The 26,060-nt window shown below is 62.7% G+C and carries 29 protein-coding genes and 2 pseudogenes; 17 read left to right on the top strand and 14 right to left on the bottom strand.

From position 1 onward, the window contains the following. Window positions 1–85: 85 nt before the first annotated feature. The 3 genes from arsB to arsH are packed head-to-tail and all read left to right on the top strand — an operon-like array spanning window position 86 to window position 2,274. On the top strand, window positions 86–1,123 hold the full coding sequence (gene arsB, locus H607_RS0108825) for an ACR3 family arsenite efflux transporter (RefSeq protein WP_051240790.1): 1,038 nt from the start codon (window positions 86–88) through the stop codon (window positions 1,121–1,123). A 13-nt stretch (window positions 1,124–1,136) separates the two neighbouring features. Then, window positions 1,137–1,559, top strand: coding sequence for an arsenate reductase (glutaredoxin) (arsC, locus tag H607_RS0108820; protein ID WP_028875138.1), 423 nt, complete (start codon window positions 1,137–1,139; stop codon window positions 1,557–1,559). Next, window positions 1,552–2,274, top strand: a complete 723-nt coding sequence (arsH, locus tag H607_RS0108815; protein WP_028875137.1) for an arsenical resistance protein ArsH — start codon at window positions 1,552–1,554, stop codon at window positions 2,272–2,274. Before arsC ends, arsH begins: the two co-directional genes overlap by 8 nt. 223 nt (window positions 2,275–2,497) lie before the next feature. On the opposite strand, the gene H607_RS0108810 is transcribed toward arsH, so the two are convergent. From H607_RS0108810 to thiI, 6 genes and pseudogenes are all read right to left on the bottom strand, one after another. After that, entirely contained in the window at window positions 2,498–2,782 is a 285-nt protein-coding gene (locus H607_RS0108810) for an Rdx family protein (protein WP_028875136.1), read from the bottom strand. Window positions 2,783–2,878: 96 nt separating this feature from the next. Beyond that, window positions 2,879–3,619, bottom strand: coding sequence for an SDR family oxidoreductase (locus H607_RS0108805; RefSeq protein ID WP_028875135.1), 741 nt, complete (start codon window positions 3,617–3,619; stop codon window positions 2,879–2,881). Between the two features lie 153 nt (window positions 3,620–3,772). Then, window positions 3,773–4,054, bottom strand: a pseudogene (locus H607_RS12365) (aldo/keto reductase); the annotation flags it as partial. Continuing rightward, the gene (yghU, locus tag H607_RS12360) at window positions 4,035–4,877 is read right to left on the bottom strand and encodes a glutathione-dependent disulfide-bond oxidoreductase (protein ID WP_037990181.1); all 843 of its coding nucleotides are present in this window, start codon (window positions 4,875–4,877) and stop codon (window positions 4,035–4,037) included. The pseudogene H607_RS12365 and the gene yghU, both read right to left, overlap by 20 nt. Next, the gene (locus H607_RS0108795; RefSeq protein WP_141056139.1) at window positions 4,874–5,110 is read right to left on the bottom strand and encodes a hypothetical protein; all 237 of its coding nucleotides are present in this window, start codon (window positions 5,108–5,110) and stop codon (window positions 4,874–4,876) included. Before H607_RS0108795 ends, yghU begins: the two co-directional genes overlap by 4 nt. A gap of 155 nt (window positions 5,111–5,265) precedes the next feature. Beyond that, the gene (gene thiI / locus H607_RS0108790; RefSeq protein ID WP_028875133.1) at window positions 5,266–6,738 is read right to left on the bottom strand and encodes a tRNA uracil 4-sulfurtransferase ThiI; all 1,473 of its coding nucleotides are present in this window, start codon (window positions 6,736–6,738) and stop codon (window positions 5,266–5,268) included. A 149-nt stretch (window positions 6,739–6,887) separates the two neighbouring features. Between thiI and H607_RS12355 the strand changes: the two are divergent. Beyond that, a pseudogene (locus tag H607_RS12355) lies at window positions 6,888–7,930 on the top strand (IS5 family transposase). Between the two features lie 352 nt (window positions 7,931–8,282). On the opposite strand, the gene H607_RS13385 reads toward H607_RS12355, so the two are convergent. Then, window positions 8,283–8,861, bottom strand: coding sequence for a hypothetical protein (locus H607_RS13385; RefSeq protein ID WP_157381290.1), 579 nt, complete (start codon window positions 8,859–8,861; stop codon window positions 8,283–8,285). A 298-nt stretch (window positions 8,862–9,159) separates the two neighbouring features. On the opposite strand from H607_RS13385, the gene H607_RS13755 reads away from it, so the two are divergent. The 4 genes from H607_RS13755 to H607_RS13535 all read left to right on the top strand — a co-directional run bounded on the left by H607_RS13755 (window position 9,160) and on the right by H607_RS13535 (window position 11,151). Further along, complete coding sequence (locus H607_RS13755; protein ID WP_083962002.1) at window positions 9,160–9,579, top strand: GFA family protein; 420 nt, start codon at window positions 9,160–9,162, stop codon at window positions 9,577–9,579. Between the two features lie 95 nt (window positions 9,580–9,674). Beyond that, window positions 9,675–10,208 (top strand): GNAT family N-acetyltransferase, encoded by a 534-nt coding sequence (locus H607_RS0108775; protein ID WP_028875131.1) that lies wholly within the window; start codon window positions 9,675–9,677, stop codon window positions 10,206–10,208. A gap of 95 nt (window positions 10,209–10,303) precedes the next feature. Then, window positions 10,304–10,684, top strand: a complete 381-nt coding sequence (locus H607_RS13380; RefSeq protein WP_157381289.1) for a hypothetical protein — start codon at window positions 10,304–10,306, stop codon at window positions 10,682–10,684. 77 nt (window positions 10,685–10,761) lie between these two features. After that, on the top strand, window positions 10,762–11,151 hold the full coding sequence (locus tag H607_RS13535) for a transposase (protein ID WP_211218523.1): 390 nt from the start codon (window positions 10,762–10,764) through the stop codon (window positions 11,149–11,151). Here the strand turns inward: H607_RS13535 and H607_RS0108760 are convergent. Genes H607_RS0108760 through H607_RS0108750 form a run of 3 tightly spaced genes read right to left on the bottom strand, consistent with a single transcriptional unit; the run spans window position 11,120 to window position 13,843 of the window. Beyond that, window positions 11,120–12,409 carry an ISL3-like element ISPpu12 family transposase gene (locus H607_RS0108760; protein WP_028875130.1) on the bottom strand — a complete coding sequence of 430 codons (1,290 nt, stop codon included), beginning with the start codon at window positions 12,407–12,409 and terminating at the stop codon, window positions 11,120–11,122. The genes H607_RS13535 and H607_RS0108760 overlap by 32 nt on opposite strands. A gap of 21 nt (window positions 12,410–12,430) precedes the next feature. Next, complete coding sequence (lspA, locus tag H607_RS0108755) at window positions 12,431–12,943, bottom strand: signal peptidase II (protein ID WP_028875129.1); 513 nt, start codon at window positions 12,941–12,943, stop codon at window positions 12,431–12,433. Window positions 12,944–12,946: 3 nt separating this feature from the next. Further along, window positions 12,947–13,843, bottom strand: a complete 897-nt coding sequence (locus tag H607_RS0108750; RefSeq protein WP_028875128.1) for a cation efflux transmembrane domain-containing protein — start codon at window positions 13,841–13,843, stop codon at window positions 12,947–12,949. Between the two features lie 95 nt (window positions 13,844–13,938). Here H607_RS0108750 and cadR point away from each other — a divergent pair, with 95 nt between their 5' ends. Continuing rightward, a complete protein-coding gene (gene cadR, locus H607_RS0108745) occupies window positions 13,939–14,346 on the top strand; it encodes a Cd(II)/Pb(II)-responsive transcriptional regulator (protein WP_028875127.1) in 408 nt (135 codons plus the stop codon). A gap of 64 nt (window positions 14,347–14,410) precedes the next feature. Here cadR and H607_RS13375 read toward each other — a convergent pair whose 3' ends face one another. After that, window positions 14,411–14,551 (bottom strand): hypothetical protein, encoded by a 141-nt coding sequence (locus tag H607_RS13375; protein ID WP_157381288.1) that lies wholly within the window; start codon window positions 14,549–14,551, stop codon window positions 14,411–14,413. 171 nt (window positions 14,552–14,722) lie between these two features. Between H607_RS13375 and H607_RS13240 the strand changes: the two genes are divergently transcribed. From H607_RS13240 to scpC, 4 genes are all read left to right on the top strand, one after another. Continuing rightward, entirely contained in the window at window positions 14,723–15,322 is a 600-nt protein-coding gene (locus H607_RS13240; RefSeq protein ID WP_051240789.1) for a GntR family transcriptional regulator, read from the top strand. Beyond that, entirely contained in the window at window positions 15,303–16,070 is a 768-nt protein-coding gene (locus H607_RS13235; protein WP_088178706.1) for an aminotransferase-like domain-containing protein, read from the top strand. Before H607_RS13240 ends, H607_RS13235 begins: the two co-directional genes overlap by 20 nt. A 36-nt stretch (window positions 16,071–16,106) precedes the next feature. Next, a complete protein-coding gene (gene galE, locus H607_RS0108730; protein WP_028875126.1) occupies window positions 16,107–17,132 on the top strand; it encodes a UDP-glucose 4-epimerase GalE in 1,026 nt (341 codons plus the stop codon). Between the two features lie 92 nt (window positions 17,133–17,224). After that, window positions 17,225–18,787: a succinyl-CoA:acetate CoA-transferase ScpC gene (scpC, locus tag H607_RS0108725; protein WP_028875125.1), complete on the top strand. Its 1,563-nt coding sequence runs from the start codon at window positions 17,225–17,227 to the stop codon at window positions 18,785–18,787. 39 nt (window positions 18,788–18,826) lie between these two features. Here the strand turns inward: scpC and H607_RS0108720 are convergent, their stop codons facing one another. From H607_RS0108720 to H607_RS0108710, 3 genes are read right to left on the bottom strand one after another with little or no spacing between them, the layout of a single operon-like run. Continuing rightward, window positions 18,827–19,225, bottom strand: coding sequence for a PIN domain-containing protein (locus H607_RS0108720; RefSeq protein ID WP_037990175.1), 399 nt, complete (start codon window positions 19,223–19,225; stop codon window positions 18,827–18,829). 35 nt (window positions 19,226–19,260) lie between these two features. Continuing rightward, window positions 19,261–21,084, bottom strand: a complete 1,824-nt coding sequence (locus H607_RS0108715; RefSeq protein ID WP_028875124.1) for a PHA/PHB synthase family protein — start codon at window positions 21,082–21,084, stop codon at window positions 19,261–19,263. A 27-nt stretch (window positions 21,085–21,111) separates the two neighbouring features. Next, on the bottom strand, window positions 21,112–22,140 hold the full coding sequence (locus H607_RS0108710; RefSeq protein WP_028875123.1) for an MBL fold metallo-hydrolase: 1,029 nt from the start codon (window positions 22,138–22,140) through the stop codon (window positions 21,112–21,114). Window positions 22,141–22,200: 60 nt separating this feature from the next. Between H607_RS0108710 and H607_RS0108705 the strand changes: the two genes are divergently transcribed. The 4 genes from H607_RS0108705 to H607_RS0108690 all read left to right on the top strand — a co-directional run bounded on the left by H607_RS0108705 (window position 22,201) and on the right by H607_RS0108690 (window position 26,036). Next, window positions 22,201–22,641: a MerR family transcriptional regulator gene (locus H607_RS0108705; protein ID WP_028875122.1), complete on the top strand. Its 441-nt coding sequence runs from the start codon at window positions 22,201–22,203 to the stop codon at window positions 22,639–22,641. Between the two features lie 69 nt (window positions 22,642–22,710). Continuing rightward, a complete protein-coding gene (locus H607_RS0108700) occupies window positions 22,711–23,883 on the top strand; it encodes an isovaleryl-CoA dehydrogenase (protein ID WP_028875121.1) in 1,173 nt (390 codons plus the stop codon). A gap of 39 nt (window positions 23,884–23,922) precedes the next feature. Continuing rightward, entirely contained in the window at window positions 23,923–25,137 is a 1,215-nt protein-coding gene (locus tag H607_RS0108695; RefSeq protein WP_028875120.1) for an acetyl-CoA C-acyltransferase, read from the top strand. Then, window positions 25,128–26,036 (top strand): DMT family transporter, encoded by a 909-nt coding sequence (locus tag H607_RS0108690; RefSeq protein ID WP_083962001.1) that lies wholly within the window; start codon window positions 25,128–25,130, stop codon window positions 26,034–26,036. The genes H607_RS0108695 and H607_RS0108690 overlap by 10 nt, the downstream gene beginning before the upstream one ends. The last annotated feature ends 24 nt before the right edge of the window (window positions 26,037–26,060 follow it).

Genomic DNA, 26,060 nt, shown 5'->3' with positions numbered 1-26,060 from the left:
CCGGGTGGTGCAGCATCGGCGCAGCGGGACGGCCACGCGGGACGCAGCCCGCGAAGCCGTGCAATCAGCGCGAGCGCCTGAATCCATGAGCGTCTTCGAGCGCTATCTGAGCGTGTGGGTGCTGCTGTGCATCGTCGCCGGCATCGTGCTCGGGCAGTTCGCGCCCGGCGTATTCCAGGCCATCGGTCACATGGAAGTCGCTCGGGTGAACCTCCCGGTCGGCGTGCTGATCTGGGTGATGATCGTTCCCATGCTGCTGAAGGTGGACTTCGGCGCCTTGGGTCAGGTGCGCCAGCACTGGCGTGGCATCAGCGTCACTCTGTTCGTCAACTGGGCGGTCAAACCGTTCTCGATGGCGCTCCTCGCCTGGCTGTTCATCCAACGGCTCTTCGCCGACTGGCTGCCTGCCGACCAGCTCGACAGCTATGTTGCCGGTCTGATCCTACTGGCCGCTGCGCCCTGCACGGCGATGGTGTTCGTCTGGAGCCGGCTGACTGGCGGCGACCCCGTGTTCACGCTGTCGCAGGTGGCGCTCAACGACGTCATCATGATATTCGCCTTTGCGCCCATCGTTGGCCTGCTGTTGGGCCTGTCGGCCGTCACCGTGCCGTGGGATACCCTGTTGATTTCCGTGATGCTCTACATCGTGATCCCGGTCATCCTCGCGCAGCTCTGGCGCCGTGCGCTGCTGCGCCGAGGCCAGGCCGCGTTTGATCAGGCATTGGAGCGCATCGGTCCGCTGTCGATCGCCGCGCTGCTGCTGACCCTGGTGCTGCTGTTCGCCTTTCAGGGAGAAGCCATTTTGCACCAGCCGCTGGTCATCGCCATGCTGGCGGCGCCGATCCTGATCCAGGTGTTCTTCAATGCCGGCCTGGCCTACTGGCTCAACCGGAAGGCGGGCGAGCAGCACAGCGTCGCGTGCCCCTCGGCACTGATCGGCGCGAGCAATTTCTTCGAACTGGCGGTGGCCGCCGCCATCAGCCTGTTCGGCTTGCACTCCGGCGCCGCGCTGGCCACCGTGGTCGGCGTACTGATCGAGGTGCCGGTGATGCTGCTGGTCGTGCACGTGGTCAATCGCTCACGCGGCTGGTACGAACGCGGCGCGCAGCCCGCCCATAGATAGGAAGCCTTTCATCATGAGCCACATCACGATCTACCACAACCCCAACTGCGGCACCTCGCGCAACGTGCTCGCCTTGATCCGCAACAGCGGCGAGGAGCCGATCGTCATCGAGTACCTCAAAACGCCGCCCGAGCGCGACACGCTCGAGCAGCTGATCCTCGCCATGGGCGTGCCGGTGCGCGCGGTGCTGCGCGAGCAGGGCACGCCCTATGCGGAGCTGGGCTTGGCCGATCCGAAATGGAGCGACGCGGAACTGATCGACTTCATGCTCCAGTATCCCATCCTGATCAACCGGCCCATCGTGGTCACGCCGCTGGGCACGCGCCTGTGCCGCCCCGCGCAAACCGTGCTGGAGATCCTGCCGCAGCCGCAGCGCGGCGCGTTCAGCAAGGAAGACGGCAAACCGGTGGTGGATGCGCGGGGGCAAGATGTCTGACGCGCTCATCGATCTGCCGAATCTGGACGCCACGCTATTCCAGCAGCCCGACAGGCAACGGCTGCTGACGCCCCCACGTGCCAGCCATGCACCGCGCTTTCTGCTGCTCTATGGTTCGCTGCGCGAGCGCTCGTACAGCCGCCTGGCCGCCGAGGAAGCGGCGCGCATCCTGCGCGCGCTCGGGGGTGAGACGCGCTTCTTCGACCCGTCGGGCCTGCCGCTGGTGGACGACGCCAGCGAAGATCACCCCAAGGTCAGGGAACTGCGCCAGCTGGTGCAGTGGGCCGAAGGCATGGTATGGAGCTCGCCGGAACGGCACGGTGCGATGAGTGGCCTAATGAAGACCCAGATCGACTGGATTCCGCTGTCGGTTGGCGCGGTACGCCCGACCCAAGGCAAGACGCTGGCGGTGATGCAAGTCTCGGGCGGCTCACAGTCCTTCAACGCGGTGAATCAGATGCGCGTGCTGGGGCGCTGGATGCGCATGCTGACCATCCCCAACCAGTCTTCGATCGCCAAGGCGTACCAGGAGTTCGATGAGGCCGGCCGCATGAAGCCCTCGCCGTACTACGAGCGCATCGTGGACGTGATGGAGGAGCTGATGAAGTTCACGCTGCTCACGCGCGACGCGGTGCCGTATCTGGTGGACCGCTATAGCGAGCGCAAGGAAAGCGCCGAGGCATTGGCCAAGCGAGTGAACCAAAGTGCCCTCTGAGGCCCGAGCCGCCCATCAAGCGCCACGGGGCCGGGCGCGTCTTTCTGTCGTTCCTGCGCTTGAGCCGGACTTCTTTCGGTGGGCCGATCGCGCACCAGTCCTCCCACACGGAATTCGTCGAGCGGCGCCACTGCCACATGGCCCTTTGCACCGGCCGGTACCATGCAGACGAGAAAATACGTTGGTGCTCTCCATGCTGTCCCTTGGCACTCCTGCAGCGCGTTCAGTGGCGGTCGTTATGGCCGAGGTCACGGCCCGGAGCGATGCGGTCACGGACGCGCTGCTTGAGCACCTTCGCCTCGGGGAAGCCGCCGTCGGCCTGGCGCTCCCAGATTTGCTCGCCGTCACAGGTGATGCGGAACACCCCGCCGGTGCCCGGCTCCAGAACCACCCGCCCGAGGTCGTCGGCAAAGGTGGATAACAGTTCCTGGGCAAGCCAGGCGGCCCGCAGCAGCCACTGGCACTGGGTGCAATAGGTGATGACGATTTGCGGTTTGCGGGTGGTCATGGCGGCTCCCTTGAAACGGACGAGACGGCAAGGCCTGGTGCTCGGCGGCGAGCGAATCACCCGCCGGGTTGATGCCTCGGCGCAAAGACCTCAGTCTCAGTATTCCTGCGCGGTGGGGCGAAACAGGATCTCGTTGATGTCCACGTCGTCCGGCTGGCTCATCGCGAAGAGCACGGCCCGGGCGAAGGCATCGGCAGGAATGGCGATCTCGTAGAGCTTGCGGACGTTCTCCGCCACATCCGGCTCGGTGATGCTGTTCGGCAACTCGGTGGCCACCGCACCGGGGGAGAGGATGGTGGTACGAATGCCGTAGGGCTTCACTTCCTGGCGCAGACCTTCGGAAATCACGCGCACCGCGTGCTTGGTGGCCGAGTAGACCGTGCTGCCGGCGCGCACCTTGTGGCCAGCGACGGAAGCGACGTTGAGGATGTGTCCGGATCGCTGGCGGATCATGTGTGGCAGGGCCGCAGCGATACCGTACAGGACGCCCTTGATGTTCACGTCGATCATGCGATCCCAGTCATCGACCTTGAGCCGCTCCAGCGGTGAATGGGGCATCAGGCCGGCGTTGTTGAGTATGGCGTCGACCCGCCCGTAGCGCTGCACCGCGGCGTTGACCAGCGCCTCCACCTGACCACGGTCGGTCACATCGGTTCGCAGGGCCAGCGCCTTCTCCTCGCCGCCCAGTTCGGCCGCTAGCGCTTGGATGCGCTCGAGCCGCCGCGCACCGAGCACCACGATGGCGCCCTCGGCGGCTAGTCGGCGCGCCGTCGCCTCGCCCAGGCCGCTGCTCGCGCCGGTGATTACCACGATTTTTCCCCGGATGTTCTCGTTCATCGTCTACCCCTTTGTCGGACCGGTACCGGGTCAGCCCCGTGCCGGTGAAAGTGATCCGTCGAGCGAATCAGGGTTGGAAATAAGCGTTCGCTGCCCAGCCGGCGTCCTCGAGCGCTCCCTCGGGATTTTCAGCCCGCCAGCGATTGGCGACTCCCCGACGGCGGCGCCGGGCGGCAGGATGCGGTCGATGCGCGCCAGATCCTCGGCGCTCAGCCGTACCTCCAGCGCCTTGACGTTCTCCTCCAGCCGTGCGCGGCGCTTGGTGCCGGGGATGGGCACGATGTCCTCGCCCTGCGCCAACACCCAAGCCAGCGCGAGCTGCGCCGGGGTATCAGACGAGGTTTCGCACCAGCGCAGCGTGCCTTTGCAAGGCGTGGCGCACCGTGATCTTACACCCTCGAACCCATTGTCCCAATTAGCCCAAGTCCGAGGCATCGTGGCGCTCTGGTACTTGCTCGTCCTCTTCGCCCCAGGTGCGGTTGACCTTGCGTCCGCGGATCACGGCGGGGCGTGTGGCGATCTCGGCGGCCCAGCGCTGTACGTGTCTGTAGTCTTGCACCGAGAGGAATTCGGCCGCCTGGTAGAGCTCGCCGCACACCAGAGCGCCATACCATGGCCAGATGGCCATGTCGGCAATGGTGTAGTCATCGCCGACGATGTAGCGACGCTCGGCCAGCAGGCGATCGAGCACGTCGAGCTGGCGCTTGGTCTCCATGGCATAGCGGTTGATGGGGTACTCGTATTTTTCCGGTGCGTAGGCGTAGAAGTGACCAAAGCCGCCGCCCACTAAGGGGGCCGAACCCACCTGCCAGAACAGCCAGTTTAGGGTCTCGGTGCGTCCAGCCGTGTCGGTGGGCAGGAAGGCACCGAACTTCTCGGCCAAGTAGAGGAGGATCGAGCCGGACTCGAACACGCGTAGTGGCTTTGCGCCGCTGCGATCGACGAGCGCCGGAATCTTCGAGTTTGGATTGATCTCGACGAAGCCACTGGAGAACTGCTCGCCTTCGCTGATGCGGATCAGCCAGGCGTCGTACTCGGCACAGGCATGGCCGAGGGCGAGCAACTCCTCGAGCATGATGGTGACTTTCACGCCGTTTGGGGTGGCCAGCGAATAGAGCTGCAGCGGATGCTTGCCCACCGGCAACGGTTTGTCATGGGTGGGGCCGGCGCTCGGGCGGTTGATACTGGCGAATCGGCCACCCGAGGGCGCGCAATACTTCCAGACCTTTGGTGGCACGTACGCTGTGGTGTCACTCATGGCGATTTCCTCGATCGGTGGGAAAAACGGTCCGTGCTGCATCGCACATTATGGGCAGCCATGACCGGATTGTCCAATCGCCGCATGAGGGGCCAGGTACGGATGGGGACGATTGCGTCTTGCAGGCCGGCCTCTGCAGCCAAGGCGCGGGCGCCGGCGATGTGGGAGGGCTTGAAGTCGGTCGCATGAAAGCGGATCTGGGGATTGGGATTGGCTGCTTCGAGCAGGTTCATCAACATGAACTGGATGCACGCCGTAGTGCTGCCCGATCTCGTTGAGCCTCTTTACCCCTCTGAGCGCTTCCAGCCCTACTTTCGTCTTGAACGCTGAGCGATGCACCTTGCGCTTCTTGCCTTCGCTCATGTCATCGTCCTCTTTGGACGACAGCTTAAACCGGTGTCTCAAATTCGGGGGCCACTATACCGGCGCGCGCCGGCTGATACACCGCCACGTCCAGCCCGCGCTCGGCGAGCGCCCGGCCGTGCCACTGGCTCAGCAGCCCGCGGTCGCAGTAGAGCAGATAGCGCTGCGCCTCGGGCAAGGTGGCTTCGCGCAGGGCGAAGAAAGGGATCACCAGATCGGCCTCGGGCAGCGGCGCTTCGTCGGCGAGCTCGGGGGGGCGGATGTCGATGAGGAGCTCGCCGGGGGCTTTGCGTGTCACGACAGGCAGCGCCTCACCGGCTTCGGGAGGCGTGGCGAGCGCCTCGATTTTCCAGGTTTTGCGCGCGGCGAGCGCCCGGTCGAGCACCGTGAAGTCGAAGTTCTGCTCCAGCTCGGCGAGCCGCTCGAAGGAGCCGTGGATCACCGGCCGCCTGGAGATGACGGCGCAGTGTTCCGGCAGGTGCTCGGCAAAAGAGCGCGTGCCGATGCGCTCGGCCCAGGCGATGATTTCGTTCTTGTGTAGCGCCACCACCGGGCGCACCACCAGCTTGTCGGTGGCCCGGTCGATGAGGGCGAGGTTTCTCAGCGTCTGGCTCGAGACCTGGGCGAGGCTCTCGCCGGTCACCAGCGCGTCGAGCCCGAGCTCGTCGGCCAGGCGAGAGGCGGCCATCAGCATCAGGCGCTTGAGCATCACGCCCATGTAGCCTTCACGCACGTCGGAGAGCAGCCGCTCGATCACCTCGCCGAAGGGCACGGAGACGAAGAGCACCGAATGCGAACGGGCGTAGCGTTGCCACAGGTAGTGGCACACTTGCTGCACGGCCGCCTCGTGCTCGGCTCCGCCCAGGTCGAAGAAGACGAAGTGCGTCTTGATTCCCCGGCGCAGCATGAGGAAGGCGGCCACGCTCGAGTCGAACCCGCCGGAGACGAGGGCGAGCGCTTCGCCCTGCGCGCCGAGTGGAAAACCGCCCAACCCCCGTTCCCGTGCCTCCACGAGCTCGAGCACGTCGCCGGCGAGTTCGATCGCCACCGTCACCTCGGGGTGCGTGAGATCGACCTTGGCCCTGGGAGCAGCGGCAAGGAGCGCGGTGCCCGCCGTGCGTTCGAGTTCGAGCGAGGTGAAGGCATGCCGCCCCTTGCGCTTGGCGCGTACGGCAAAGGTCTTGCCGGCCACCCAGGGCGCGGCGACCGCGGCCACGGCTTGCGCCACCGCCTGCGGCGAGACTTCGGACAAAGGGAGCTCGCGCACGCGCAGCACGAGATCGATGCCGGGGGTGTCGCACAGCCGCCGCTGCAGCCGCGCGCCGTCCTCGTCGGCCACTTCGACTTCGATCTTGTCCCAGAATCGGCGCACGCGGCAGGCGATGCCGTCTTTCTCGGCCAGACGCCGCACGTTGTCGGCGAGGATCTTGGTCATCGTCTTGCGCACCGAGGTGCTCTTGATGATGATCTCGGGGGAGAGCTTGAGGAGGAAACGCATGCGGGGATGGTCGGGAAAGGGAAGGGGCGATTCTAGCAGTGCAACCGGCGAAGCGTGTCGCTGCGGGAGATCGAGGGCACCTCGAAAAACCCCTCCACCCCCGGCCTCTGATAAAATTCCTCTGTCCTGAGTCGAGAGGAGCCCGAACCATGACGCGCCGCACCGCGATCCAGCCCGACCTCTTTGCCGCAGAAGAACATCGCGCCAAGCTCGATCGCTTGGGCGATCCCCTGCAGGAGATGGACTCGGTGATCGACTTTGCGGCGCTGGCGGCGGAAGTGGAGAAGATTTTTCCCTCGAAGGATCAGTCCAAAGGCGGACGGCCGCCCTATCCGATCGAGACGATGGTGCGTATCGTGGTGTTGAAGCGTCTCTATGGGCTCTCGGACGAGCAGATGGAGTACCAGCTCCTTGATCGGACGAGTTTCAAGCGCTTTTGTGGGCTGGAGCATTCGCGTACGATTCCCGATCGCACCACGATCTGGCTGTTCGAGAACCGCATCGGAGCTGCAGGGGCGCAAGCCCTGTTCGAGGCGGTGAAGCGCCAAATCGAACGCAAGGGCTATATCGCCCGGGGTGGGCAGATCGTGGATGCGACGCCGGTAGCGCGCTCCCCGTCAGCACTTCACTCGGGAAGAGCAGGAGATCGTGGAACAACGTGCCATGCCCCGCGGGTGGAAGCCGGCCAAACGCCGTCAAAAAGACCTGGATGCCACCTGGACCAAGAAACACGGCAAGAGCTACTACGGCTACAAACTTTCGGTCTGTGTCGATCGCAAGCACAAGCTCATCCGGCGCCTGAAGACCGACACGGCCAGCACCCACGACAGCCAGCACTTCGAGGAGCTGCTCGACTCGGGCAACACCTGCCGCGAGCGACGTCTACGCCGACCGGGGCTACGCGAGCAAGGAGCGAGAGGAATCGCTGCAGGCCAAAGGCTACCGGCCGCAGATCCAGCGCAAGGCCAAGCCCCACCGGCCACTGCCCAAGCGGCAGAAAGCGCGCAACACGCGCATTGCCCGCGTGCGTGCGCGGGTCGAGCACGTGTTCGCTGCCATCGAAGCCATGGGCGGCAAGATGATCCGCACCATCGGACAGGCCAGAGCCGACTTTGCCCTCACCCTGATGGCTGCCTGCTACAACATCCGGCGCACGGTGTGGCTCGTGAAGTCCAACGCCATCCCCTGGTGAGGCCTGCCCACGGCCGCAGTGTGCCCAAAGCGGCCGTGGGCAGGAAAAAACCGGGGCACGAGGCCGCAACGAGCGGCCAAAACGGGGGGAAATCGAGTGGAATTCAGTGCCGGATGTCATGAAGAGTCTGCTTCACCCCAAATTCCCCGGAAAACGGGGGTTGATCGAGGTTTCCCTAGGTATTTAACGCACCCACACAGAGGCGTATTTTGTAGATGGATGACTTTGGGCTCTTATACCTCATAAACAAAGTTTCTAGTTTAGTGAGCGAAGTTTTAAGGTGGTCTTTTAGGAAGGACCTGATGCTAGCGTTAATCTTATTAGCAGCAGTTTGGATTATTGTGCTTATTTTCTAGTTCTTACTTAGGTTAATAGACTCAACTATTTCTTCTATAGGATATTTCTGGTCGCCTTTGTAAACTACCTCGTAATAGCTTTCGGAGTGACCCCCGCTAACTATAAGGATTCTTGCATCTATCGGCGCTTGAGCCTTGTAATTAAGCCAGTAGATTCGTGTATGATCACGTGTCACTGTTTTAGTCGACACTACGAATTGCCACCTTATTCGTCTTATTTCTTCTATAGGTAATATTTTTTTTACGTAGTCATCAAGTTCATAGCCTGTCCCAAAAAGAAACTCGAACCACGCAGACGCGGCAATTTCGATATTATCTCCTGGCGTCGCACATGGAAAGTAAGATAATGCGACTACATTGCCATTAACATACTCCAGCGCGATTAAATCTGATGTTTTTGTTATTGAAAAAAGCCCTTCTTTTGGCAATGCGATGTGAAGGGATTTATAGTTTATATTTATTCGTTTATTTTCTTGGGTTAGCGCACATCCTTGGATCAAAAGTAGGCTGATAGAAGTCAGCCATACTATGATAACCGGTTTAAATCGATGGTGTTTGTCGTACCACTTGATCATAGCTTGAGAATCCTGTTGTCTATAAACCAAGTCACTATTGTGTGGAGTATCTGGTCGACATTTATTGTTAGCTTTTTATCGCGTTTGTCAACGAAAATGTCCGCTTTTTCATGGTGCGAGCGGCATGGCTTGGGTAGGTCGTTGGCAGCATCGACGATCGGTTGACACCTGTTGCCTTTGCCCAACAAGGCGCTGCAGCCGACCGCCCAAAGCACTGTCGTGCTTTGGGTTCCCTCCGTGCGCTTCGCGCACTCCGGCGGCGGCTGAGCTTTGGCGTTAAGTGTCAAAGGATTGATCGATGCAAGGTGAATGTCTCTGCGGAAACGTGAAATTCGAAATTGATGGGGAGATACGCAATCTCTATCAGTGTCACTGCTCGCTATGCCGCAAAGCCACAGGGGCTGCCGCTAACGCTGCCACGTTTGTGCAGGGTTCTAATTTTCGTTGGGTCTCAGGTCAAAGCGAGATTCGGACGCACCAAAAGCCAAGTGGTTTCCGGAGCGATTTCTGTTCGAGTTGTGGGAGCCCGGTTCCAAATAGCCTGCGGGGCACCGAGATGGTTTGGGTTCCAGCTGGTTTGCTCGGTGAACTGGCCGTATCAAGGGTTTCTGTTCACCTCCATACAGCATCCGCAGCGCCATGGGAGCAGGAATCCACTGAGTGCGCACGATTGGAGGGCGGTCCTGAGAGCCTGGAATCACTTAACAAATTGTTGTAGTACGTTCCGGGCCTCCGGCCCTACACCGGACGCCCATTTCGCTGCGCTACATGTGCGCCGCTAAACAAAAAGCGTTATAGCGGTGGGTGAGAACAGTGTCATTGTTTGAAACAGAGAGGTTGGTTGCAAGGAAGCTATCCCATCAAGACGTTCCTGTGCTCACCACAATGCTCAGTGATCCGGAAGTCATGAAGTTCTCCGTTCGTGGAGTTTGCGACGAAGAAGCTACCCGAAAGTTCGTTGATTGGTGCCTTAAGTGTTACGCCTCACATGGAATAGGGCCGTGGGCATTGTGCGAGAAGGCATCAGGGCATTTTATCGGCTTCTGTGGCGTTGGGCCGGAGTTGATTGGCGATGTTGAAGAAATCAATCTAGGTTATCGTCTGGCGCGCAGGTTCTGGCATCAGGGGTATGCGACAGAAGCTGTAAAAGGTGTTCTCCAGTATGCTTTCGACCAAAAACACTGCGAGTCGGTAATTGTTATTATCGAGCCGGAGCATACAGCTTCCGTCAGGGTCACGGAGAAAGTCGGGTTCGGAGACTATACGACTCGAGAGTTCCATGCCCGGCCTGTGCGCGTGTATCGAATGTCGCGCGACGACTTGGCACTGCATAACAAATTGTTGTAGTGCGTTCCGGGCCTGGCGGCCCTACACCGGACGCCTACTACGCTGCGCTCCGTAGTCGCCGCTAAACAAAAGCGTTATGCGCTTGGAGAAATGTGATGCTCAATGAGTATGGCTTTGAAGGTGCGCAGTGGGACGCTGCGAAACAGCAAGCCAAAGACATTTTGGTTCAGGTCGCAAAACGTAAAGGGCGCATGGCGTACTCTGAGCTAGTGGCTCAAATCACAGCCTTACGGCTGGAGCCGCATGACAGTCGCCTGTTCCATCTTCTCGGAGAAATAAGCAGCGAAGAAGATCAAGCAGGTCGCGGCATGCTTACCGCCATAGTCGTCCACAAATCTGGAGATATGCAGCCTGGCCCCGGCTTCTTCGAGCTGGCTCGGTCGCTCGGAAGAAATACAAAAGATCCACTAGCTTGCTGGGTGGCGGAGTTCAACAAAGTTCATGACTACTGGGCAAACAAGCATGGGCGCGCATAACCAGCGCTTCAAGCCGACGTTGGACTTCCCCCAGTTCAGTGGACACGCATCGATAACGCCGCAGTGGGAGAAAACCGATGCCGGAAATGATCACGGGCAAGAAAACCCAGCAGTACAGCACTGAGTTCAAAGTCAAAGCGGTGGAGTGGAGTCACCAGGCCCACCGCAGCGTCAAAAGCGTTGCCGAAGCGCTGGATATTCACCCCTTCATGCTGTCACGCTGGCGAAGGGAATATCGTGAAGGAAAGTTCACCATGAAACGGGTCAAGAAGGCGCCAGCAGACGCCAAAAAGAAAATACAGGAACAGGATGAGATTGCCCGCCTGAAACGCCGAGTATCGGAGCTTCAGGAGGAAAACGATATCCTAAAAAAGTTTGGGTATACGGATTTAATGGTTGATGGGGCACCTTCACCCCATCAATCTGATACCACCCTCAGATGGTTGATAGATCGACTCCGTAGTTGAGTTCCTCTGCGAAGTCCGGCAGTCCGTAACCGATGGTTTTCTTGTAGAAAGGAGAGACCTTCGCAGTCGGTGCCTTCTTCTTGTGCTTCGTGGTGTAGAGCATTCGTGCCCGCATCACCTCGAAGGAGTAACCGCGCCCTTCACTGTTCTTGTCCTTGGCCAGTCGGTTGATGGACTCCGTGTAAGCGTTGGTGACGGGCATGTCCGTCTCGAAGTAGGTCATGGTCTCTTCGCGCCAGTTTCCCACTGCCCTGACCAGATCGCTCCAGACTTCCTTTTGGCCCTTCGGGATGGTGGCTATCCACTCGTCCAGGGCGGCTTCTGCCTGGAGCCGTGTGGTGGCGTCCCAGATGCCGTAGAAGCGCTCCTTGTGCTCGTAGGCGGCCAGCAGTTGCGGGAACGCGCCTGTCCAGGTCTCCATGATGAGGCGCTCCCGGTCTGAGACTTCGTGAGCGCGTTTCAGCAGGATTTTCCGGTCTCCCTTGAGAGTCCGGCTCTGGGACGGTTTCAGCTCCTTTCTGAGGCCCTTGCGCACTCTCTCTAGGGCATCGTTGGCCATGCGCACCACATGGAACTTATCGACCACGATACGGGCCTGGGGCAGCACAGCCTTGACCGCTGCCCGGTAGGGGTGCCACATGTCCATGCTGACGATCTCGACCTTCTGCCGGTCTTTCAGCTTCATCAGGTAGTTGGTCACCACGTCCTGGCGGCGGGTGGCCAGCAGGTCGAGCAGGGTTCGCTCCTCAATGTTGGTCAGAATGCAGCGGTAGCGCTTGTTCAGGTATAGCTCGTCAATGCCCAGGATGCGGGGCGTCTCGAAGCGGTGCCAGCGCCCCAGGAACTCGGCGCGGGCGTTGAAGATGTCGCGCACCGTCTTCTCGTCCAGGCCGGTCTGTGCCGCCACAAAGGTGTAGGGGTGGTTGAAGGATTCCTTCTCCACGTACTCATGCAGCCGCAGTGTCATACGGAATCCGTCCACCATCTCCGGTAGCTGGGGCCTGAATGTTGTCTTGCAGGCCCGGCAGGTGTATCGGCGGCGGACCACCCAGAGAGTGACCCGCTTGCCGTGGATGGGCAGATCACGATAGGGAACGTCACGCTTGCCGAACCGTACGAACTCACCCTGCACGCCGCATTCCTCGCAGGCGATGGGATCGGGCACGTCCACCTGGAAGTGCATTTCGTCGTCGGTTGATTTGCAGCCCAGTACTTGATATTGCGGCAGGTGAAGGATGTTGTCGGGAAGTTCGGTCATGGTGTTGTATAGGCGTAGGTGTCAGTCAGATCCATCCGACTCGGCATTGGTGTTTGCTTTTTTACCCAACAAGCTGCTGGAAACGAAAAGTAAGGCACCGAGGACAATTGCAATATCAGCCAGGTTGAAGGCCGGCCAATGCCAGTCTCGCCAATAGAAATCAAAGGAATACACAACATAGCCGCGAAAGACCCGGTCAATCAGGTTGCCCATGGCGCCACCGAGGATAAGACTGTAAGCGATGGCTTCTCCTTTATGACGATTTTCAAGGATCAGCTTGATCAGAAAAATCGAGACCACTACCGCGATTCCGATAAAAAAGTAGCGCTGCCAGCCTCCACCATTCGCAAAAAGACTGAATGCGGCACCGGTGTTCCATAGGTGCACCCAGTTAAAGAACGGGGTCACCGAAACATACTCGCCATAGGCCATTGATTGCTGCACCAGCCACTTTACAGCCTGATCAGACGCTGCCAGCAGGCCCGATATGGACAATAGGGCATACGGCGAGAGCTTTTTGCCAATAATGAGCATTATTTAACCCTTCAACGCCAGAATGCGTCTGGCACCGTTAAGTACAATGACCCCCACGATGGTGCCGATAATCAGATCCGGATAATTGGACCCGGTCCACGCGACCAGGGCGCCGGCGGTGATGACCCCCAGGTTGATCACCACGTCGTTGGCCGAGAATATCCAGCTTGCCTTCATGTGCGCCCCGCCTTTCCGATGTTTGGATATGAGCAGCAGACAACTGGTATTGGCAATCAATGCGACGAATGCGATAGCCATCATCACCAGCGATTCAGGCTCACTACCGAATACAAAGCGTCTCACCACCTCTACGAGCACGCCCACAGCCAAGATCAGTTGCAGTACCCCTGCCAGATGCGCGGCACGTACCTGCATTTTCGCACTGCGCCCTACGGCATAGAGAGCCAGGCCATAGACGGCTGCATCGGCAAACATATCCAGGGAATCAGCGATCAGGCCGGTAGACTGGGCGATCAGGCCGGCAGTCATTTCCACCACGAACAGAAGTGCATTGATACCGAGCAACACGCGCAGAGTGCCTGACTCCTGCGTAGCAGAGACTGCCGAGCTCTCAGCGGCCTTGATCGTCTCTGGGTCGGCAATGACGGTTTCCTGAAGAGAGGCGCCTAGCCCCAAGGTCGCCAGTTTCGCGGTAATGGGCTCAGCCTCGCCGTCATGCACGACCTTCAACCGGCGGTTCGACAAGTCGAAGGACAGTGCCCGAATCCCCTCAACGCCGTTCAGGGCCAGGCGAATCATGCGCTCTTCTGATGGACAGTCCATCTTCGGCACGGCATAAACACTGACCCATCTCCCTGGCGCCTCGGAGGAGGCCTGTATATCGATATCCGCCGCAGGCCTTGCATGGTCGCCACAGGGGCCTCCGCAGTTTTTACTCATGATATGACTCCACTTGAATGTGATCGGGTTTTCATTTAAAACTATATAGTAGCTATAATGTCAATAGCGTAGAGAATCCGTTGCGGAGGAACCCGATGCGTATTGGTCAGTTGGCACAGTCAGTAGGGGTAGATACACAGACGATCCGCTTCTACGAACGGCAGGGCTTGTTGCCGCCGCCTGGTCGGCAGGACAACGGTTACCGTGTCTATACCGAGAAGCATGGTGAGGGGCTGGCCTTCATCCGTCGCTGCAGAATCCTGGGCCTGTCACTGGCTGAGATTCACGAACTACAGAGCTATCAGGACGACCCTCATCAGCCTTGTACCGCCGTCAACGCCTTGCTCGATGATCACATCTCTCATGTGCGGTCGCAGATAACCGCTCTGCAAGCGCTTGAGAAACAACTCGTTTCACTGAGAGCGAGTTGCAACGATGACCGGGAAGTTGAGGCGTGTGGGGTTCTTGCTGGAATTAGCGAAGGAAACATGCACCAGCAGTAGGTGAAGCATCAACCAGATAATCCGATGAGATGCCGGTCTGTCTCACTCTCATGCAAAGGTAAGATCAACCATTTAATCCGCTTACCCGCAAGACGTTGAAGAAATCGGCCAGCGGCGAGCCGGGATAACCGGTGTAGAGCGACACGCCCGCTTCCAGTCCGCCCTGGATGATCAGTTCATTGCCATCGAGGATCCGGTATTCCATGTCCTCCTCCTTCGTCTCCCGTTTGGGGGCTTTTCATGTGATGGATTTATACGTATATTCGTGAGAAAAATACAGACATAGAAAATTCATCCATGAACCGGTACAGAGACCCTGAAAGCCGCTCTGTACCGGTCAAAAAAGGGCAAAACTGATCCGACGAGCGGAGGAAACATGGAGGAGCCGAGGTATCGCCGTCTGGCCTGCGAACTCGCCGAGCGCATCCGCGAAGGCGTCTATCGTCCGGGTGAGCGTTTTCCCTCGCTGCGCAAGACGATCGAGCGCCATGGGGTGAGTCTGACCACGGCGCAAAGCGCCTATGCCTTGCTCGAATCCTGGCGGCTGATCGAGTCGCGCCCGCGCTCTGGCTACTATGTGCGCGACACCATTGCACCGCCGGTAGAACCTTCCCCGGAGCCGATGCAGCCACCGGTGGCGGTGGAGATTCGCCACGAGGCGGCCGAAGTGCTGCGTCGCTGTCAGGGCGAAGGCGTGCTCGATCTGGGAACCGCCATTCCCTCGGCCGAATTTCTGCCCGTGGAGCGCCTGCGTAGGGCGATCGGCCGGGTGGTGCGCGAGCGCATGGCCGAAGTCGTCGGCATGCAGTTCTCCGCCGGCATGGCCTGCCTGCGCCGCGAGCTCGCCAAACGCATGGCCGACGCCGGCTGTGCCGTCTCTCCCGAACACATCGTGGTCACCAACGGCGCCCAGGAGGCATTGCTCCTGAGTCTGCGGGCGATGACACGCCCGGGAGATTCCTTCTCATCCGCGTGAAGGCGTCAGCCTCGAGGCGCTCGAGCTCGCGCTGGCGCAGTGGGAGATTCGCGCCTGCGCCTTCATGACGGCCAACAGCAATCCCTCGGGGGCCAGCATGCCGCTCGAGCACAAGCGCCGTCTGGTGGAGATGCTTGCTGAGCGCGGCATCCCACTGGTCGAGGACGACGAATTCGGGGATCTGGCCGAAGCGGGACGGAGGGTGCCGGCGGCCAAGGCCTTCGACCGCCAGGGATTGGTCTCCTACTGCGCCTCGGTCTCCAAGTCCTTGGCACCCGGCTTGCGAGTGGGATGGTGCGTGCCCGGCAGATTCCAGGACGAAGTCATGTTCATGAAGTCGTTCAGCAGCGTCAGTACGCCGGCGCTGTGCCAGATGGCGGTGACCGAAATGATGGCCGACGGCAGCTACGACCGTCATCTACGGCAGGTACACATACGCTACGCTGCCCAGGTGCAGCGTTTTTCCGCCGCCATCGCCCGCCACTTTCCGCGAGGCACGACCGTGAGCCGACCCTCGGGAGGGTACGTCTTGTGGGTCGGCTTGCCGGAAGAAAGCGACGCGGCGGTACTGTACCGGCTCGCCCTGCGCGAAGGGGTCGGCATCATGCCGGGGCATCTCTTCTCCGCCTCGGGGCGGTATCGCAACTACCTGAGGCTCAATTGCGCCGTGCCATGGAGCGAGCGCGTCGAGCACGCCGTGATGACGCTGGGCCGTCTGGCTGCCTCCGCAGAGGTCGTTTCGCGGTAAGCTCCTTCTTTTTTTGCATTGCTTGAGGACGATCGGATGAAGGTGCTGGTGACCGGCGCGGCCGGCTATATCGGTTCGCATACCTGCGTGGAACTCTTGATGGCGGGCCACGAAGTGGTGGCGCTCGACAATTTCTCCAACAGCCACCCTGAAGCGCTCGCGCGCGTGGCCGAACTGGCCAGGCGCGCGCCGACGGTGATCGAGGCCGATGTGCGCGACCGCGACACGCTCGTGCGCGTGCTCGAGCGGCACGGCTGCACGGCGGTGATCCACTTCGCCGGCTTGAAGGCCGTGGGCGAATCGGTGGCGCAGCCGCTCGCCTATTACGACAACAACGTGCTCGGTACCCTGCGTCTGCTGGAGGCGATGCAGGCGTGCGGCGTGAAGACGCTCGTCTTCAGCTCCTCGGCCACGGTCTATGGCGAACCGCAGCGTCTGCCGCTCACCGAAGATCACCCCTTGAGCGCCACCAACCCGTACGGCCGCACCAAGCTGGTGGTCGAAGAGATGCTGCGCGACCTCTTCCGCGCCCAACCCGACTGGCGCATCGCCCTGTTGCGCTATTTCAACCCCGTAGGAGCGCATCCTTCTGGGCGCATCGGCGAGGATCCGGGCGGCGTGCCCAACAACCTCATGCCCTATGTGGCCCAGGTGGCGGTGGGGCGGTTGCCGAAACTGCGCGTCTTTGGCAACGACTACCCCACGCCCGACGGCACGGGGGTGCGCGATTACCTGCACGTGGTCGACCTGGCGCTGGGGCACTTGGCGGCGCTGCGCACGCTCGCCGCCGAACCGCCGCAATGCCTGGCGGTGAACCTCGGGACGGGCCGGGGCCATAGCGTGCTCGAGCTCGTGCGCGCCTTCGAGCAGGCGAGCGGCCGCACGATCCCTTACGAGATCGTTCCACGCCGCCCCGGCGACGTCGCCGCCTGCTGGGCCGATCCGAGCCTGGCGGCCAAGCGCCTGGGCTGGCGCGCCGCGCGCGGGCTCGAAGAGATGTGCCGCGACGCCTGGCGCTGGCAGCAAGCCAATCCCCATGGCTACTCGAAGACCGGTGGATAAAGGGATTCATATGGCAAGTCTTTGATGTTTTATATAAAACTCATGTCTTGCGGGGTAGAATCGCCCGGTCTCCCTTCCTCTTTTCCTGGACCATGAGCGTGAACGACCGTATCCTCAACGCGCAGCTGCGCGGCAAGATCATGTCGGCCGACGAGGCCGCGGCCCTGATTCCTTCTGGCGTGAACGTCGGTATGAGTGGCTTCACCGGCGCAGGCTATCCCAAAGTGGTGCCCGCGGCGTTGGCCAAGCGCATCCTCGACGCGAACCTGCGCGGACAGCGTTTCAAGATCAGCGTATGGACCGGCGCCTCCACCGCCCCCGAGCTCGACGGGGCGCTGGCCATGGTCGACGGCATCGAAATGCGCCTGCCCTACCAGTCCGACCCCACCTGCCGCAAGCGCATCAACGCCGGCGAGATGGAGTACATCGACATCCACCTCTCGCACGTGGCGCAATTCGTCTGGGGCGGGTTTCTCGGCAAGCTCGACATCGCCGTGGTCGAGGTGGCGGGCGTCACCGAAGACGGCCTGCTGATTCCCTCCTCATCGGTGGGTAACAACAAGACCTGGCTCGATCAGGCCGACAAGATCATCCTCGAGGTCAATGCCTGGCAGAATCCCGAGCTCGAGGGCATGCATGACATCTACTACGGCACGGCCCTGCCGCCGCACCGCAAGCCCATTCCCATCCTGAAGTCGGCCGATCGCATCGGTATCCCTTATTACCGCGTCGACCTCGATAAAGTGATCGCGGTGGTGGAAACCAATCACCCCGACCGCAACACGCCGTTCACGCCGCCCGACGAGAATTCGCGCCGCATCGCCGGCCACATCCTCGAATTCCTGCAACACGAGGTGAAAAAAGGGCGCTTGCCGGAAAACCTCCTGCCGTTGCAATCGGGCGTGGGCAACGTCGCGAACGCCGTGATGGCGGGGCTGCGCGACGGCCCCTTCGAGAATCTCACCGCCTACACCGAGGTGCTGCAAGACGGCATGCTCGAGCTGATCCGCTGCGGCAAGCTCACCTGCGCCTCGGCCACGTCCTTTTCGCTCAGCCCGGACGCGCTCACCGAGCTCAACGCCAACCTGAAAGACTTCAAGAACAAGATCCTGCTGCGGCCGCAGGAAATCTCGAATCACCCCGAAGTCATCCGGCGCCTGGGCGTCATCGCCATGAACGGGCTGATCGAGGCCGACATCTACGGCAACGTCAACTCGACCCACATCATGGGCACCTCGATCATGAACGGCATCGGCGGTTCGGGCGACTTCGCGCGCAACGCCTTCATCTCGATCTTCATGACGCCTTCGAGCGCGAAGGGCGGCACCATTTCCTGCATCGTGCCCATGGCCTCGCACGTGGATCACACGGAGCACGACGTGCAGGTGATCGTCACCGAACAGGGCTTGGCCGATCTGCGCGGCCTCTCGCCCAAGCAGCGCGCCCGTACTATCATCGAGAACTGCGCCCATCCCAACTTCAAGCCGGCGCTGCGCGAATACTTCGAGCGGGCGCTGCGCTATTCGCCGGGCAAGCACACGCCGCACCTGCTCGACGAGGCGTTCACCTTCCTGCCCAACTGGATGGCGAACAAGGCCGCGCGCGAAGCCTGGCGCGACGATTCGCTGGTACAGGCCGACGCCTGGCGCAAGTGAGAATCGTCCCGGTGGCACGGGTCACCGGGAGCCTGTTCGTCACCGCGGAAAAGCGTTTTCCGGCCGTACGATCCGCAACCGCGGGGCGATGCGGCGGTGGCGCGCGAGACGCAGGAGCGCTTTGTCGCGGGTGAGCAGCAAGGGCGCATAGGCGAGCGCGCAGACGAGGAATTTCTGGTCGTCGGGATCGCGGCAGCGCGCCGGAGCCTCCAGCTCGGGAAGGGGCAGTTCGCGACGCAACGCCCCATAAGCGGCGCGGGCGGCCGCCGCGCGCCGGGGGTCGAATTCGGGGCGCTCGAGCACGCAGTCCCACTCGGCGCGCATCGGCGGGGTGGCGACCGGCACGAGCTGGCCGGCGGCGAGCGCCTCGGCCAGCCGGGCGAGCGCTGGGTCGGCGAAGTACCACAGCGCCAGCGCCACGTTGGTGTCGAGCACCACCGCCCGCTCTGCAGCGGCGGTGCCGGTTGGTTCGTTCAGATGCGCACCTTCACGTAAGAGCCGGGAGCATCCTCGATCACGGGAAGCTTCCCGTGGGCGGGATCGCGCGCCGGCACGCGCGTGTCGTCCTGCGCCGCCAGCCATTCGTTCCAGTTGGGCCACCACGAACCGGGGTGCTGTTCGGCGCCGCGCAGCCACTCTTCCGGATCCTCGGGCAGCGGCGTGACCGGGTTGGTCCAGTAGCCGTACTTGTTCGCCGCGGGCGGGTTGACGATGCCGGCGATGTGGCCCGAGCCGCCGAGCACGAAGCGCACCGGCGCGCCCGTGAGCCTGCGCGCGCCCTTGTAGGTAGTGCGCCACGGGGCGATGTGGTCCTCGACCGTGGAGATGAAATAGCACGGGTGCTTGATCTTGCCAAGGTCGATCGGTGTGCCGAGGATCTCGATTCCGCCCGGTTCGACGAGCTTGTTCTCGACGTACATCTTGCGCAGATAGAAACTGTGCATCGCCGCGGGCATGCGGGTGGAGTCGGAGTTCCAGTACAGCAGATCGAAGGGGAAAGGTTCCTTGCCGAGCAGGTAGTTATTGACCACGAAGGACCAGATGAGGTCGTTGGCGCGCAGCATGTTGAAGGTGGTGGCCATCTCCGAGCCTTCGAGGTAGCCGCGCTCCTGCATCTTCTTTTCCAGCGCCGCCACGGTTTCGGGCGTGGTGAATACGCCCAGTTCGCCGGGTTCGGAGAAATCGATGAGGGTGGTGAGGAAGGTGGCCGAGCCAAGGCGCTTTTGCCGTTTGCCCGCCAGGCAGGCGGCCGTGGTGGCGAGCAGAGTGCCGCCCAGGCAGTAGCCGGCGGCATTGACGACGCGCTCGCCGGTCTGCTGCTCGATGGCGTCGAGCGCGGCGAGCACGCCTTTTTGCACGTAGTCCTCGAAAGTGGCCTGGGCGAGGCGCTCGTCGGGGTTCACCCAGGAGAGGATGAACACTGTGTGTCCCTGATCGACCAGCCATTTGACGAGCGAATTCTGCGGACGAAGGTCGAGGATGTAGTACTTGTTGATCCACGGGGGGACGATGAGGAGCGGCCGCTTGTAGACCGTTTCCGTGGTGGGGGTGTACTGGATGAGCTGCATGAGCTCGGTCTGGTATACCACCTTGCCCGGGGTGGTGGCAATGTTCTTGCCCAGCTCGAAGGCGGAGGTGTCGGTCATGCGGATGCGCAGCTGGCCGTGCCCTTCCTCCAGATCGCGCAGGAGATTCTTCAGGCCGCGGACGAGGTTCTGGCCGTGGGTGCGCAGGGTTTCGCGGAAGACCTCGGGATTGGTGAGAGCGAAATTCGACGGCGAGAGGGCATCGATGAAGTTGCGGGTGAAGAATTCGATGCGCTTCTTCGTGCGCTCGTCGGCGCCCTTGATGTCGCTGACCACCTCGTGGATGCGGCGCGCGGCGATGAGGTAGGACTGCTTGATGTAGTCGAAGAGGAAGTGCTCTTCCCAGTCCGGGTCCTTGAAACGGCGGTCACCCTTTTCCGGTTCGACCACGGGCGGGGTCTTCAGGCCCATGAGCTTGAGCATGGAGCGCTGCCACAGGGTGAAGTAGTCCCACATCAGGTTCATTTGCGCCTGGGCGAGACGGTAGGGGTTGGCGAGCAGCCGCGCCATCATCTCCATGTAGGTCTGCGCGATGCCGATTTCGTCGGCCGGCGGATGGACTCCCTCCTTGAGCTGCTTGCGCATGGTCTCGCCGAGCAGGCGGGCGGCACGTTCGGCCACCTCGGCGTACACCTTGGCCAATTCTTGGGGATCGGGAAACTCCGGGGGTGGGGCGGCCGGTTTTTGCGTCGGGGGCTGGGTCTCGCTCATCTTCGTTCCCTTGGTGCTCGTTCTCGTTCAGTGGGTCGAGCCCGTGCGCACGAAACGCCGCTGGCCGTCGTGGCCGAGCAGCCGCTCGGCACGTCCGAGCGCGACCAGGTGGTTGAGGTGGGCGAGCGCTTCACCGAGCGCGAACACGACCTGGTGCGTGTCGAGCGCGCGGGAAAAGAGCGTCGGGATCACCTCGGCCGCCGTCTTCGGCGTGTCCAGCGCGGCTTCGAGTACCGCCAGGCGCTCTTCGTGATGGGCACGCAGCTGGGCGATGCGCGCGTGCAGGCCGACGAACGGCAGTCCGTGCGATGGTAGCACAAGGGTATCTTCCGGCAAGGGCTCGAACCGCCCCAGGGAACGCAGAAAGTCGGCGAGCGGATCGTCTTCGGGCGAGACGGCCCAGACGCCGACGTTGGTGGAGATCCTGGGTAGCAGCATGTCGCCGGAGATGAGCAGCTTCTGCGAGGGGCAGTAGAGGGCGACGTGCTCGGGGGAATGGCCGCAGCCGGTGATCACCTGCCAGGTGCGCCCGCCGATGACCAGCTCGTCGCCGTCGTGCAGGCGATGGAAGCGCTCGGGCAAGCGCGGAGCGCCGCGGCGGTAGGCGTTGCCCCGGGATTCCAGCGCCGCCGCGCGCTCCTCGTCGAGGCCGTTTGCCCGGAACAGGGCGAGCATGGTCTCGACCGAATGGCCGGCGATGCCATGCCAGACGGCATGCCCGGTGAGGAATTCGGAGTGGCTCATCCACAGTTCCAGTCGCCATTCACGCATGAGCCAGTCGGCCAGCCCGAAGTGGTCGGGGTGGAAATGGGTGACGATGAGGCGCGAGGGCAGGCGCAGGCGCAGCGCCTCGCGCCAGGCCGCTTGCACGTTGGGCGAGGCAAATCCCGTGTCGACGAGGGCGACCTGGTTCTCGGCGTCGTCGATCAGCCACAGGTTGATGTGATCGAGTGCAAAAGGCAGCGGCATGCGCAGCCAGTGCACGCCGGGGGCGACGGTGGCCACGCGCCCGAGCTCGGGGGTGGCGGGGTGCGGATAGCTGAGTTCGGCTTGCATGTGGTAATGTTCCGTTGACGTCAACGGAAACCAGTCTACCGGAAAAACGACGAGGCGAGGATGAGCCGGAAAGAGGAATTTTTTACCATTTCGGATCTGGCGCGGGAATTCGGCATCACGCCGCGCACGATCCGCTACTACGAGGATCAGGGGCTGCTGCATCCGCGCCGCGAGGGGAGGGTGCGGGTCTATGATCGAGCCGACCGGGCCCGCCTCAAGCTCACGCTGCGCGGCAAGCGTCTGGGGTTGTCGCTCGCGCAGATCAAGGAACTGATCGACATGTACGACGGGCGCCACGATTCGGCGCCGCAACTGCGCCGTTTCCTCAGTGTGCTGGAAGAACGGCGCCGTACGCTCGAGCAGCAGCGCCGCGACATCGAGGCGGTGCTCGGCGAGATCGACATGCTCGAGCGCCAGTGTCTGAGCCTGCTGGGGCACGATGCCCGGGGGGCCGAGGCCGCACGCCAGGAACTGCAGGCACGCGTCGAGGCCGCCACCTGACGGGGGCTTTGCAAACGCCCCGGTTTGGTTTACGTTAACGTCAACGTCAACACCAAAGGAGGAGGAAACATGGAGACGGTCGGGCTCGACTTCGGGCTGGGAGAAACACACGACCTGCTGCGCCAGACGCTGCAGTCGTTCTGTGCGCAGGAAATCGCACCGCGGGCGGCGCAGATCGACCGTGACAACGCATTCCCGCCGGATCTGTGGCGCAAGCTGGGGGAGCTCGGCCTGCACGGCATGACGGTGGCCGAGGAGTACGGCGGCAGCGCCATGGGCTATCTGGCGCACATCATCGCCATGGAGGAAATCTCGCGCGCGAGCGCCGCGGTGGGGCTCTCCTACGGAGCGCATTCGAATCTGTGCGTCAACCAGATCCACCGCAACGGCACCGAGGCGCAAAAGCGCAAATACCTGCCCAAGCTCGTCTCCGGCGAATGGGTGGGGGCGCTGGCGATGAGCGAGCCCGAGGCCGGTTCCGACGTGGTGAGCATGAAACTGCGCGCCGAGAAAAAGGGCGATCGCTACGTGCTCAACGGCAGCAAGATGTGGATCACCAACGGCGGGGATGCCGACGTGCTGGTGGTCTATGCCAAGACCGACCCGGCGGCGGGACCCCGCGGCATCACGGCTTTCATCGTCGAGAAGGGGATGAAGGGCTTTACCGCCGGCAACAAGCTCGACAAGCTCGGCATGCGCGGCTCGAACACCTATCCGCTCTTCTTCGAGAATTGCGAGGTGCCCGAGGAGAACGTGCTCGGCAAGGTCAATGAGGGGGTCAAGGTGCTCATGAGCGGGCTCGACTATGAGCGCGCCGTGCTCGCCGGCGGGCCGCTGGGGATCATGGCCGCGTGCATGGACGTGGTCCTGCCCTACGTGCACGAGCGGCGCCAGTTCAACCAGCCGATCGGCCGATTCCAGCTCATGGAAGGGAAACTCGCCGACATGTATACCACCTGGCAGGCTTGCCGTGCCTACGTCTATGCGGTGGGGCAAGCGCTCGATCGCAGCGACCACAGCCGCAAGCTGCGCAAGGACTGCGCCGGGGTCATCCTCTATGCGGCGGAGAAAGCCACCTGGATGGCCGGCGAGGCGATCCAGGCGCTGGGCGGCAACGGCTACATCAACGACTACCCCACCGGGCGGCTGTGGCGCGACGCCAAGCTCTATGAGATCGGGGCGGGCACGTCCGAGATTCGCCGCATGCTCATCGGGCGAGAGCTCTTCGACGAGACGGCCTGATCATTGATGTTGATTGACGAGACACGAGGAGAAAGATCGATGACGCAGGACAAACGGGCCGACGACGTGGTGATCGTCGGCGTGGCGCGCACGCCGATGGGTGGGTTTCTCGGGGATCTGGCCGACGTGCCGGCACCGCGCCTGGGCGCGGCGGCGATCGAGGCGGCGATCGGCCGGGCGGGGATCTCCAAGGAGGCGATCGAAGAGGTGCTGATGGGCAACGTGCTGCAGGCCGGCGAAGGTCAGGCTCCGGCGCGGCAGGCGGCGCTGGGCGCCGGGCTGCCCACGTCGGTTGCCTGCACCACCGTACACAAGGTGTGCGGTTCCGGCATGAAAACGGTGATGCTCGCGCACGACGCGCTCAAGGCGGGTTCCGTGGCGGTGGCCGTGGCCGGCGGCATGGAGTCGATGTCGAACGCTCCTTACCTCTTGCCCAAGGCCAGGGCCGGCCTGCGTCTGGGGCACGGCCAGCTGCTGGATCACATGTTCTACGATGGCCTGGAAGACGCCTACCAGAAGGGCCGGCTGATGGGGACGTTCGCCGAGGACGCGGCGCAGCACTACGGTTTTACCCGTGAGCAGCAGGACGCCTACGCCATCGCCTCGACCGAGCGCGCCCAGCGGGCGATCAAGGAAGGGGCGTTCTCCTGGGAGATCGTACCGGTGAAAATCGCCGGGCGCGGCGGGGAGCGGGTGGTGGAGATCGACGAGCAGCCGCTCAAGGCGAAGCTCGACAAGATCCCCACCTTGAAGCCGGCGTTTCGTGAGGGCGGCACCGTCACCGCGGCCAATTCCTCGTCCATTTCCGACGGGGCGGCGGCGCTGGTGCTCACCACCCGGGCCGAGGCCGAGCGCCTGGGCTGCACGCCGATCGCCCGCATCGTCGGGCACAGCACCTTCGCGCACGAGCCGGCGTGGTTCACCACCGCTCCGGTGGGCGCGATGAAGCGCCTCTTCGCGAAGACGGGCTGGGATCCGGCCGGCGTGGATTGTTTCGAGATCAACGAGGCGTTTGCCGTGGTGACCATGATCGCGATGAAGGAACTGAACCTGCCGCACGAGAAGGTCAATATCCACGGCGGCGCCTGTGCGCTGGGGCATCCGATCGGAGCATCCGGCGCGCGCATCCTCGTCACCCTCATCGGGGCGTTGCGGCGCACCGGCGGGCGGCGCGGGGTGGCGAGCCTGTGCATCGGCGGGGGGGAGGCCACGGCCATGGCGATCGAGCTCGAAGGGGGCGTGGCTTGCGGCTGAGCCCCGTCGCCGGCGAGGCGACTCTGTCGGTCTATCTGAAACTCGTCGCGGCGATGTTGAGCTGGGGCGGGACCTGGGTGGCCGGCCGGGTCGTGGCGCAGGCGGTGGGTACGCCGATCGCCGCGGCGGCGGCCCGTTTCACCCTCGCCGCCCTCGTGCTCGGTGCCGTGATGTTCGCCAAGCGCGAACCGCTCGACGGGCCTGCGCTGCGGCGTGCCTGGCGGCCGATCGTGGGGCTGGCGCTTACCGGCGTCTTCTTCTACAACCTGTGCTTTTTCTATGGGTTGAAGTACGTCGAAGCCGGGCGGGGCGCGCTGGTGGTGGCCTTGAATCCGGTGGTGGTGGCGGCGCTGGCGTGGTGGCTCGGCGGCGAGCGCGCCCGTCCGCTGGCGGTGCTCGGGGCCGTGCTCGCCTTCGTCGGTTGTCTCACGGTGATCGGCAACGGCGACCCGCTCGCGCCGCTCGCCGGTCGCATCGGGCTGGGGGAGGTGCTGTTGCTGGGTTGCGTCACCTGCTGGACGGCCTATACCTTCGTGGGGCGGCGTGCCACGCGACGCATCTCGGCGCTCGCGGCCACTTTCTGGTCCTGTGCCCTCGGGGCCGTGCTGCTGTGGGCGGCGGCCTTTGCCGCCGGCGGCATCGAGTGGGCGCAGTGGCGCCCGGCGGTGTGGGCGGCGGTGGCTTTTCTCGGGGTCTTCGGCACGGCGATCGGCTTTACCTGGTACACCGACGCGGTGCGGGTGCTGGGAGCGGCGCGGGCGGCGATGTTCATCAATCTGGTGCCGGTGGCGGCGGTGCTGATGGCGGCGCTCACCTTGGGCGAAGCCTTCCCGCCGTCGGTGGTGGTGGGCGGTGCGGCCGTGCTCGCCGGCGTGTGGCTGGCAACGACCCGGCGCTGAATGAAAACGAAGAACGAACAAGGA

Origin of the sequence: Tepidiphilus margaritifer DSM 15129 (genome assembly GCF_000425565.1) — a bacterium.
GTDB lineage: Bacteria > Pseudomonadota > Gammaproteobacteria > Burkholderiales > Rhodocyclaceae > Tepidiphilus > Tepidiphilus margaritifer.
The sequence above is the reverse complement of the archived record's forward strand: the minus strand, read 5'-3'. Positions and strand labels throughout refer to the sequence as shown.

Excerpts from the sequence above, each read along its gene's own strand:
- arsB (WP_051240790.1), top strand. The coding sequence starts at position 86 with ATGAGCGTCTTCGAGCGCTATCTGAGCGTGTGGGTGCTGCTGTGCATC.
- arsC (WP_028875138.1), top strand. The coding sequence starts at position 1,137 with ATGAGCCACATCACGATCTACCACAACCCCAACTGCGGCACCTCGCGC.
- arsH (WP_028875137.1), top strand. The coding sequence starts at position 1,552 with ATGTCTGACGCGCTCATCGATCTGCCGAATCTGGACGCCACGCTATTC.
- H607_RS0108810 (WP_028875136.1), bottom strand. The coding sequence starts at position 2,782 with ATGACCACCCGCAAACCGCAAATCGTCATCACCTATTGCACCCAGTGC.
- H607_RS0108805 (WP_028875135.1), bottom strand. The coding sequence starts at position 3,619 with ATGAACGAGAACATCCGGGGAAAAATCGTGGTAATCACCGGCGCGAGC.
- yghU (WP_037990181.1), bottom strand. The coding sequence starts at position 4,877 with ATGAGTGACACCACAGCGTACGTGCCACCAAAGGTCTGGAAGTATTGC.
- H607_RS0108795 (WP_141056139.1), bottom strand. The coding sequence starts at position 5,110 with ATGAACCTGCTCGAAGCAGCCAATCCCAATCCCCAGATCCGCTTTCAT.
- thiI (WP_028875133.1), bottom strand. The coding sequence starts at position 6,738 with ATGCGTTTCCTCCTCAAGCTCTCCCCCGAGATCATCATCAAGAGCACC.
- H607_RS13385 (WP_157381290.1), bottom strand. The coding sequence starts at position 8,861 with ATGATCAAGTGGTACGACAAACACCATCGATTTAAACCGGTTATCATA.
- H607_RS13755 (WP_083962002.1), top strand. The coding sequence starts at position 9,160 with ATGCAAGGTGAATGTCTCTGCGGAAACGTGAAATTCGAAATTGATGGG.
- H607_RS13380 (WP_157381289.1), top strand. The coding sequence starts at position 10,304 with ATGCTCAATGAGTATGGCTTTGAAGGTGCGCAGTGGGACGCTGCGAAA.
- H607_RS13535 (WP_211218523.1), top strand. The coding sequence starts at position 10,762 with ATGCCGGAAATGATCACGGGCAAGAAAACCCAGCAGTACAGCACTGAG.
- H607_RS0108760 (WP_028875130.1), bottom strand. The coding sequence starts at position 12,409 with ATGACCGAACTTCCCGACAACATCCTTCACCTGCCGCAATATCAAGTA.
- lspA (WP_028875129.1), bottom strand. The coding sequence starts at position 12,943 with ATGCTCATTATTGGCAAAAAGCTCTCGCCGTATGCCCTATTGTCCATA.
- H607_RS0108750 (WP_028875128.1), bottom strand. The coding sequence starts at position 13,843 with ATGAGTAAAAACTGCGGAGGCCCCTGTGGCGACCATGCAAGGCCTGCG.
- cadR (WP_028875127.1), top strand. The coding sequence starts at position 13,939 with ATGCGTATTGGTCAGTTGGCACAGTCAGTAGGGGTAGATACACAGACG.
- H607_RS13375 (WP_157381288.1), bottom strand. The coding sequence starts at position 14,551 with ATGGAATACCGGATCCTCGATGGCAATGAACTGATCATCCAGGGCGGA.
- H607_RS13240 (WP_051240789.1), top strand. The coding sequence starts at position 14,723 with ATGGAGGAGCCGAGGTATCGCCGTCTGGCCTGCGAACTCGCCGAGCGC.
- galE (WP_028875126.1), top strand. The coding sequence starts at position 16,107 with ATGAAGGTGCTGGTGACCGGCGCGGCCGGCTATATCGGTTCGCATACC.
- scpC (WP_028875125.1), top strand. The coding sequence starts at position 17,225 with ATGAGCGTGAACGACCGTATCCTCAACGCGCAGCTGCGCGGCAAGATC.
- H607_RS0108715 (WP_028875124.1), bottom strand. The coding sequence starts at position 21,084 with ATGAGCGAGACCCAGCCCCCGACGCAAAAACCGGCCGCCCCACCCCCG.
- H607_RS0108710 (WP_028875123.1), bottom strand. The coding sequence starts at position 22,140 with ATGCAAGCCGAACTCAGCTATCCGCACCCCGCCACCCCCGAGCTCGGG.
- H607_RS0108705 (WP_028875122.1), top strand. The coding sequence starts at position 22,201 with ATGAGCCGGAAAGAGGAATTTTTTACCATTTCGGATCTGGCGCGGGAA.
- H607_RS0108700 (WP_028875121.1), top strand. The coding sequence starts at position 22,711 with ATGGAGACGGTCGGGCTCGACTTCGGGCTGGGAGAAACACACGACCTG.
- H607_RS0108695 (WP_028875120.1), top strand. The coding sequence starts at position 23,923 with ATGACGCAGGACAAACGGGCCGACGACGTGGTGATCGTCGGCGTGGCG.